6 protein-coding genes are annotated in these 9,357 nt (G+C 59.6%); 1 reads left to right on the forward strand and 5 read right to left on the reverse strand.

The window, feature by feature from the left end:
* The first annotated feature begins 520 nt into the window (after window positions 1-520).
* Window positions 521-865, forward strand: a complete 345-nt coding sequence (locus AX729_RS39530) for a hypothetical protein (protein WP_156456825.1) — start codon at window positions 521-523, stop codon at window positions 863-865.
* A gap of 781 nt (window positions 866-1,646) precedes the next feature.
* Here AX729_RS39530 and AX729_RS09090 read toward each other — a convergent pair.
* The 5 genes from AX729_RS09090 to AX729_RS09110 all read right to left on the reverse strand — a co-directional run bounded on the left by AX729_RS09090 (window position 1,647) and on the right by AX729_RS09110 (window position 9,108).
* Window positions 1,647-4,193 (reverse strand): TonB-dependent receptor, encoded by a 2,547-nt coding sequence (locus AX729_RS09090; protein WP_057196703.1) that lies wholly within the window; start codon window positions 4,191-4,193, stop codon window positions 1,647-1,649.
* A 318-nt stretch (window positions 4,194-4,511) separates the two neighbouring features.
* Window positions 4,512-4,889, reverse strand: a complete 378-nt coding sequence (locus tag AX729_RS41755; protein ID WP_057196704.1) for a DUF1236 domain-containing protein — start codon at window positions 4,887-4,889, stop codon at window positions 4,512-4,514.
* Window positions 4,890-4,948: 59 nt separating this feature from the next.
* Complete coding sequence (locus tag AX729_RS09100; RefSeq protein WP_057196705.1) at window positions 4,949-5,152, reverse strand: hypothetical protein; 204 nt, start codon at window positions 5,150-5,152, stop codon at window positions 4,949-4,951.
* 967 nt (window positions 5,153-6,119) lie between these two features.
* A complete protein-coding gene (locus AX729_RS09105) occupies window positions 6,120-8,774 on the reverse strand; it encodes an NAD-dependent epimerase/dehydratase family protein (protein ID WP_061022153.1) in 2,655 nt (884 codons plus the stop codon).
* A gap of 43 nt (window positions 8,775-8,817) precedes the next feature.
* Window positions 8,818-9,108: a hypothetical protein gene (locus AX729_RS09110; protein WP_057196707.1), complete on the reverse strand. Its 291-nt coding sequence runs from the start codon at window positions 9,106-9,108 to the stop codon at window positions 8,818-8,820.
* Window positions 9,109-9,357: the final 249 nt, after the last annotated feature.

The raw sequence follows: 9,357 nt of genomic DNA on the forward strand, positions 1-9,357 counted from the left end.
CTGGATTGTGGTCGGAGCGGTGATCGCTGCCCCGGCCGCCGTGGTCGCCTTGGATTACAACAGCCGCGCCGTCATGACCTTGACCATGGGTTTGAACGCCGTGGTCGTTATCCCCATGGACAACGGCCGCGCCATGTCCATGCCCGTCGTTGTCGTGGTGAGGACCCACCGTGATTCCGCCAGGCCCCACCTCTACCTGGGCAAAGGAACTTGTAGGAGAAAATGACAATAGCGCTGCGAAAGCAAGAGGCGTCAGGAAGCGGTTTGTTTTAGCCATAGGTCATCCTTATACGTTCAGGTTGCGCGAGATGCGGGCCGACACAGCAGGAACACTGAAGAAGAAGATCGATCGGTCTTCTAACCGGGATTACATCCCCTTCATGCCCTTCATCTTGCCATGGTCGCCGCTCATCCCGGGCATCTTGTCGTTATCACCCATACCGCTCATGCCGCTCTTGTGCTCTGACATCCCGGACATCTTATGTCCCGTCATCTTATGTCCCTTCATTCCGGACATGTGATGCATTTTCTTTTTTTTTTGATCTGCGTGACCTCTGCTCCGCTTTTGAGAACTCGGGCGGGCGCCGGCGTCATCGCTTGCGTCGAGACGACGGAGGCCAAGAACATAGCCGCGGTCGCGATTGCTACTCGCTTCATTGTCAAACTCCGATTTGTTGACCTTTTATTCCAAGAGGCAAACATCCCTGAAAAATTTTGGTTCCACAGCGTTGCTCGTTTAGGCCGCCGCGCCGACAGATCTCCTCTAGGACGACGGCCGGGAGTGGACACCCAAGCTCAACGCGCATCGGTTTTTGAACGCCTGTTGCGAAGGCAAAAAGCATCTGGCGGTGCACAAAACAAATAACAGCCATCTCGCTGCATCGCACGGAGAGCATCTTTACTGCGCAAAGCCTCCTGACGCGCGCTTCTGCCCTTCAGGACGCAAAGGAAGCGCCAAGCAGGGCCCATGAGCAGGCTCGGAATCGGCTGATGCGTTGCGACGATGGCGTAGAAATTGCGCGCGAACCTGCTCGCAAAAAGAACATATGCGCCTTGAGATGTCAGAGGGCGCGAGATCAAACCAAGACCGTCTTCGCTCCGCATCGCGTTGGCTCTATCAGCAGTTTGCCTGTCGGACGCGGCAATTGCTTTCGTGGCCCGACGAGAATCAGCCGCCTCATCATAAGGCTGCCAAATCAGCGGCTCCAGCCCGCCATCCGGCGGCATGGACCATGAGGCGCTCCTTACGTGAGCAATGGTGCTGATAGATGGCGCGTTCAGGAGGGAAAGGAGGTTGAATGCCATAAATCAGCTGGGCCGGTCATCGCGAACACAGGAATTTGGAAAGGAATTCGGTATGATCGGCGCGCTCGCCCGCAAGTTTGTTTCGGCTCCGCTAATGACCGGTGGATCAAGGCGTACCCAGTCCCGCGTCGATGCCGTCAATGCGACGGAGAGATAACCCTCCGACGTAGTCAATCCCCTAAGAGGCCTCCTGTGGCGAAATCTGCAGCCGAGACAGCCCATGTTTTCCGAACCAGTCACCATACCACGGAAGAACGCCCTGTAGTCAGACAGGCTCCTGCGCAAAGCGATTCAGCGCGAGCTTTCATTGACAACCGTGCATTTTTGACCGTCTTTGCCTGTCAGTAGCGCGCTGAAACAACGAGATAAGCCGCGCGCCCTGGAGCTTGCAGCGCGAAAGGTGCAGCGCTTTGGTACAGGGCGTCGTAGTAGCGCTTATCGAAGATGTTGTTCACGAACAGCTTCACGGTCCAGTTCTTGTTCACCTTGGCTTCCGCGAAGGCGTCGAACCGCCAATAGCTCGGCAGCGACGTGCCCTGGTTCGCGGCGAGGAATGTGCCGCCGTAGATCTTGGAGCGGTACACCGCCTGCCCGCCGAGCTCCCATACATCCGTCAGCTGGTATTTGGTCAGCAGGCTGAAGGACTGATGCGCGACATTGGCCAGCGGCAACCCGACATTGCTCGCGTAGAGAATCGTGTTGCCTGGCGGGATCAATGATTTCGTCACCTCCGACTGCATCAGCACGAGACCACCGAACACGCTCCATTTGTCCGTGATCTTGCCGCCTGCTTCCAGATCGATGCCGCGGATGCGGTAGGCCGCGCCGGCGCTGATGCACGACACGGCGCCGGTCGAACCGGTTGGGTACGGACAGCTTGTAGTCGCAGTCGCAGGCGTGATGTTGCGCGACTCGCGCGCGTTTTCCTTCTCGGTCTGGAACACCGCAGCGGTCAGCAGCAGGTGGCGGTCGAACAGCTCCCACTTCGTGCCGATCTCGATCGCCCTGTTTTTCTCGGGTCCGAAGATCTGGTTGGCGTTGCCGTTCAGGGTCGGCGCCAGGCCACCATACTGAGCGCTCGTCCCATCGAACTCTGAGCCGACCGGGTTCGACGAGGTCGCATAGGCGGCGTAGACGCTCGCGATCGGCATGGGTTTGAGCACCATGCCAAGGTTGAAGTTCGGCAGACCGTAGCGCTGCTCCTGTTGCCCGAAGACGTTGGCAACGCCGTTGACAGTGCCGTAGCCGTTCACCTTGATATTGTAATCATCGTAGCGAACGCCGCCGTTGAGAATGACAAGGTCGTTGAAGTTCGCGGTGTCGAGCAGATACGCGCTCGTCGTGTCGATTCCCAGCCTGGTTGGGAATCCGGCCAATGACGGCGTACCAAACGGCAAGAAGGTGTATTGCGGATTGAAGACGCTGACACCCGGGACCGAACCGCTCGCGGGCGCACCGCCCAGCGCTTCAGAGCTCAATCCTGTATACTTGTCGATCTTGGCTGTTTCCTGCGACACCTCCACACCCGCCAGCGCCGTGTGATGCCAGCCCTCGGTTGCAAACTTGTAGGTGGCCTCGGTCTGATTGACCAGAACGTTGGTGACCTGATAGCGGCTCTGCGGATTTGCCGTCAGCGTCGAGGCTGACAGCGGATTCGCGATCACCGGGGCCTCCGGCAGGGTGCCGATGTAATTGAGCAGCGACTGCGACGCCCTCGTCTTGTTGCTGACCAGCAGATCCGGCGCGACCTGCACCTCCGTGTTGATGCTGGCGATGTCCTGCTTGACCTGGAAGAAGTCGCGGTTGACGAACCCGTACCAGTTGTTGCGATTGGAGCCAAAATCAGGGAACGGTCCGCCGGCGGTACTCGCCGTGCTCGGCCGATAATAGGGCACGCCGAAGTCGGGCAACCCGTGCAGGTCGGTGTGGATATAGCCGGCAGTGACCTTCACGGCATCAGTCGGCGTCCATTTGGCGGCGACAAAGCCGCCGCCCCTGTCATCACTGACGAAATCGCGCCCCGCAACGCCCGCGTCCTGGAACAAGCCGCCTGCGCGCACCGCAAAGCTCGGGCTGATTACCTGGTTGACGTCGAGCACCACACGCTTGGTCTTGTCGGTGCCAAACGTGGTGTCCATGTTGTAGAAGCTCTTCTCGGTGGTGGCCTGCTTGGTCACGATGTTGATGGCGCCGCCCGTGGTGCCGCGGCCGGCAAAGGACGAGCCGGGACCACGCAGGATCTCGACCTGCTCGGTGAAGAAATTCTCGCGCACGCTCACGCCGGGATCGCGCACGCCGTCGATGAAGATGTCGTTGCGCGCATCAAAACCGCGGATGAAGAAGCGATCGCCGAAGGCATTGCCGCCCTCGCCCGTACCGAGGGTCACGCCAGCCGTGCTCAGGATTGCCTGCTTCAAGGTGGTCGCGTTCTTGTCCTCGAGCACCTCCTTGCTGAGCACGGTGACGGTCTTCGGCGTATTGAGCAGCGGCTCTGGAAACTTGCCGGACGCCTGCAGCCGATCGACCTTGTAGGGTGCGATCGGGTCGGCATAGGGGTTGCGGTCCGGTGCCAAACCGCCGGCGTTCGGGAAGGGCAGCGGAGCGGCCGCGGGCTGGTTGCGCTGCGCGGCGCGCCGTAAGGCATTGCGGGCGCGGACCTGCTCGGGCGAGGGCTTGGACGCGAGCGCTCGTGGCCGCTCGACAGGTGCGTCCACCGTGACTGGCGGAAGGCTGGTTTGCTGCGCTTCCGCGCTGCCTGAGAAGGAGGCCACTGCGATCAAACCGGCGACTGCGGAGACCCTTTTGCCGGAATTGTTGTCGCTTGGCCCATCGATCGGATGCACCGCCGCGATCGCGCGCAATGACCTCGGTGCCTTTGTCCCGCCCATACTTCGTCCCCCACAGATCGCTCATGCGCATCAATTGCGATGAACGATGCCGGCGTTGGTATCGGCGACAAAATTGCGGGTCAATGCGAATAGCGCGAAGCGATTTTTGAATCGGTCTAGATCAAAACAATTCTAAACTTTTTGGTGCGGAGTGATCAAATCCTGGCTCTGGCCTATTTCAATTCAACAAAAAAGCTCAACGGCTTTGCTAATCGCGTCATCTTCCCTCGCCGGGTCGCCTCATCTTGGCGAGCCGGACGATACTGCGTGCCGCAAATGTGAACTCAGTGAGCACACATCTGCGCCGGCCAAAACGGTTTACTCATAAACGTGCAGGATCCGCCGGCTGCGTGGGTCAACGATGACGCGTCGATCGTTGACAATACCATACTGATAAGCGTGCGCGCCTGGTACTTGGGTCACAAATCGATCCGGCAGCGGGTGGAGACTAACCGAGCCCGGCAAGTGTCCCCCCGCCTCGGCGTGGAAGCCCGGCTCATGCACGGAATCAAAGTGCTGGCTGCTGGCGTGCTCGTGCAGAATGGCCCCGTGCTCAGGGGCAAAGCTCAAGGTCCCGTGTGTGGCGCGGTCGTGCGATGGCGCCCCATGTACGTCTTGGGCCGCAACGCTCCCGGCCAAGCTCAGCGAGAGCAGTCCGGCAGCCGCTGCCAAGAGTTTAGGTTTCAAAGATTGCATGCCAACTCTCAGTCAATGTGTCTTTTATCAAGCGCGTCCCAAGCTTTGCGCACCGAGCGCTACATCAGCAGCGGCTCAATGATCCCGCGGCGCAGGATTGTCGCGATGATCACCGTGGCCCGCTTGATCGTGGGGCGCTGCAGCGTGGGTATCGACCCCGGCACCGTGGTTGTCAACATGGGCTCCGACAGTTGAGTGGTCGGTGTTGACGTGGATGTCTGGCCCGTTCGCGTGCGTACCGTGGCCGTCATCATGATGTTCATCTATACGCACGGGATGATCCTCTGCATATGCAACGGACCCGAGCGCCAGAACGGCGGCGCACAGAATGGCTGTCATAGTTTTCATATTTGTCCTCCTTAACAAGCATACCGCCCTCAACGAGGTACATCGCCGCTTGTTCCGCGGAGCCGCCCGCAGCGTCGTTCCTGCCCGCTTTACTGGAGTTCCGCGGCCTCTCGGCCAGGTAGGACCAGATAGTAGCTTCAATAAGGCATCAAATATTTGCAGGCGCCAGTCAGCGATCCCAGAGCAAATCGATAGGAGAGAACTAACTCGTAGACTGCGCACATCCGATACGGCTTCTCTCTGTATCAGAAGTGCAATTGTCGTCCAAATCATCTGATTGAGCGTCAAGCCACGGCTCCATTTTTCCGGACTGGCTTTCACAGCAAGGTTACCGGAGCGCTTACCTAGGGGCGTGCTCGTGGACGCACTCGCTGGTTAGAAGAGGACATGCGGGCTTCGGCAAGCGCGCGCTTGCACGCCGTGGCGTCGCCCCTTGTATCCGCCGACCGAGCGCGCGCGAGTGCCAAGCGGTCATGGCGCTCGTCCGCCCTCGCCTGCCGCCATCCCCTTGACACGGAACGTGGTGTAGGTTGGCGATGTCGCTGGGCCGCAATGCTCTGGTGCGCGGTCTTCTCAGGGCTGCTGGCGGCGAGGGCGTCAAGAGCGGCTTGCATCTTCAGGATTTCTCTCGTGCACGGGCCTGCCGGGGCAGCGTCTACGACGGCCAACAAAAGAAACAAGCTGACAATAGCTGTGACAACAGGCTGCAAACCTCCGCGGGGTCGATCAGAGGCCGATGCGATTGCGTGACGGATCAGGCTGTGAGGGTCCATCTTTTGTCTCCGTTTGCCGCTCGTCAGGCACACACGTTATCCGTTTCAGAGCTCGTGCGACCGCGACATGCCAAGTCCTTCGGGCTAACCGGCGCCTGGTTCCCGAAGCTCAGACGATATACCTGTCCCAAGATGCGTAATGCTCGCGGCTCCTCACTCCACGCGGCAGGCTTGTCATTATCAGCGCAATACCAAAAGCCACGTCCACGATAGCGCTGTGCCATGTCGCGCCGCGAAGCAGCCAAGGCGCAGCGATCAGCCAACAGCCGAACAGGATGTTGACGAAGCGCAGCGGACGCGCCACTTCGGCCGTTGCAATGATCGCTATGGTCAAAACAAGAGCGCCGATCAGATGGTCGCTGTTGGCCGCCGAGCCGCTGGCGCCAAACAACAACCTGCTCAGCATCAACAGGCCTCCTATTCCCATTGCGCAAACCAGATTCCAGGGCGCTGTTGTGCCTTTGATGGTATCGCTCCAGAATGCTCTCACGCTGGACAAAGTGTCGTGGTCATCCTCGGCGCCGCGCTCGATCGCGTCGCCCTGAAGAAACGTACGCAAGACCGGTTTGCCCTGGCAGAACGCCCAGTAGAGGAACTGGCCCATCGCGATCACTTCATCGAGCGCGAACGGGATCATGATGAGCATGGCCAAAGCAGCAATCAGGGCCGGCGTGCTCCAGGTTCCGATGACGATTGGCTGGATGATGATGAAGTAGATACTGATGACGCCCAGCGGGATCACCAGGATTCCAAAGAACGTCACCATCCATGGCATGGTGCGCCAGCGGTCGCGGCCACCCATGACGGCCATCACAATCTCCAAGGTGTAGCTTACAGCCCCAAGTCCCGCATCGGGTATCGGCCAGGCCTTTGAGACAGAAGATGTGATGATCTCCTCAGTCCCGTTCCGCGGATCGGCCAAGTCGCCGCTAAAGAACGGCTCCCAGACGTGGTCAACATGACCAAGCTGGTAGGCGGTGAGCATACGCGCAATCAAGAGGCCAGTCAGGCCCATCGCGGCAATCGGCAGGCGCTGTGCGCCGGTCGACGGGCAGTAAGTCCAGCCGGGCGGCACGACCTTGCGATCCATCATCGCTGCCATGCTCATCCCGGGCATCATAGGCACCAGCACTGCAAACGCGATGACCAGGGTGCCCACGAGCATATCGTTGTTATATTGCGCCGCGCTAGGGCTCCAGAACAACAGCGGAGCAAACAGAAGCCAGATGCCAACGAGCGTGTTGGCCCATTGCGCAAACCAGGCCGTTTTCCGCGAAAGCGACAGCGCGCCGAAGATTGCAATCAGAAGTCCGCTCACGACGTCGCTTGTCATGAGCATGTCTGCGCGCCATTCGACCGGCGGCAAGCGACGCTCCAATGTGACCTCAAACACCCTTGGACCGACGGAGTTGTTGGCGAGGGCATCATAGACCGCGGGGCTCGCAGCCAACCAAAAGCCAAGACCGACATTGGCGAAGTGCGCCCAGCGCGTGCGTCTGGCGTCTTCTTCCATCATCTGCATATGATCAGCATGGTGCCCACGGGAGGCCTCAGTCGTCCGCGAGCCGTTTTGTGTGCAATGACCAACGTGGCCCTGGCGCCGTGATGGTGACGAAGTCTGCTGCGGCTCGGCGGGGCCGGAGATGTCCTCAGCAGGCGAGCCGGTCCCACTACCGTACCAGGCAACCCGCGCAGCATCGAGCTTGTTGCTCTTGTACCAGGAAGTCGGATTGCTCTTGAGTGAAGCGACGATTTTTGGCAGCGTACGCCGCAAAGAATGGTGTGGCTCCCATTCGAGCAATTTGTGAGCTCGCGTGGTATCGAGCGGATAATGCGCGTTTGCCTGCGCAATCATCCAAGGTCTTATAAACTCTTTTTCGCCGAGGACGTTGTCCGCAAGCCATGCGCCGATGCTGGCCATTTCCTGGGGCATTCGCAACGTGGTCCAGTGTTCCTTGTGCAACACCTGCCCCACGATGTTCTGCACCTCGGCATAGCCTAACGCCTCGGTCTCGCCGACGAGGAGCGGTAGCTCTCGTGGCAATCGGTTGCGATGGGCAATCAGCCGCGCCACGGCTTCTGTCAAATCATCGACGTGCACGAACGATTGGCCGGCGCACAACATTCCGGGGTAGACATGCGCGCTCAGCCTGTGCTCGTAGATGCGCGAAATCTGTTCGGCAAGGAAAGGATTATGGGCCAAGTCGTCATAGACACCGGCAATCCTGAGCAGCACGACTGGGATCTTTCCATGCTCTTTTCGGAGCAGATCCTCGGTGCGCACCTTCGATTCCGGGTAAGCCCATGACGGCTTAATTGGCGAATCCTCGTTGATCGTTTTCTCAGGACTATCGGTCGCCTCGTGCACGAGCATCGAGCTCGCAAAAATGAATTGCCCAACTTCGAACTCCTGCAGGGCCTCGATCAGCCGTCGCGTGCCCTCAACCGTGATTCGGTCATACAATGGGCTCGGCTCGCCCGACAGGTCGAAATAGGCAGCCAGGTGCAGAACGGAAGCGATCTGTCTACCGAAGCGAGACCTTACACTTGCAAGCGCGGTTTTGACCTGTTCGCTCGAGCTAACATCAAAATCGATGGCGTGAGCCGGGCACGGCGGATCGGGCGGTCCAGCCCGGTCGAGACCGATCAGGCGATAGTCGTCCGCAAGGCGGCGGACCACCGCCTTTCCAATGAAGCCGCTTGCTCCTGTGATCAGGACGAGCGGCTTCGACTGTCCTTTTTCGCGCTGGGGGGCAGATGGCATCTCAATCTCGCATGCTTAAAAATCTTGAGCCCTTCTTCTCGGGTCAGGCGCCGCTAAACCGCGAAGTTGCGCGCTTAACCTCGCCGGCACGGACCCCGTGGTTGGCAAGGAAGGCTTCAGCCGCGGGCGCAAGGATCTCGATCTTGGCATCGTTTAACGCGCCACAGGCTTGCTGCACGAGGCGAACGGCCTCCGCCTGATCGCTCACATTGGCGTACCAGATCTCCTGGTCATGGTGGCCCTCGCGGAAATCCGGCCAGGTTACGAGGATTTCGTAGCCGTCGGCCGGTCTCTCAAATCGGGGCGTGATCGCATCTGAATTTTTGCGCTGCATTTATCCTCGCATTCGTTCACCTAAGTCCTGCCAACGGACCAATGCACCCGGGCTAATCCCTGGCTAGTTGACCAGTTCCTTGGTGGCCCCAGGGGCCCGGCCGACATTGGAACGTCCTACGTGAGCCCAAGTTCTCCGCACTCCAGATAAGGAGAGCACCTATGAACAAGCGCGCAATCGCGGCAGTTCTTGCCGCAACTATGGTGGTTGGCAATATGAGCTCGGCGTTGGCGCAGGGCGGCGGAGGCG

Origin of the sequence: Bradyrhizobium sp. CCH5-F6 (genome assembly GCF_001556045.1) — a bacterium.
Classification (GTDB): Bacteria; Pseudomonadota; Alphaproteobacteria; order Rhizobiales; family Xanthobacteraceae; genus Bradyrhizobium.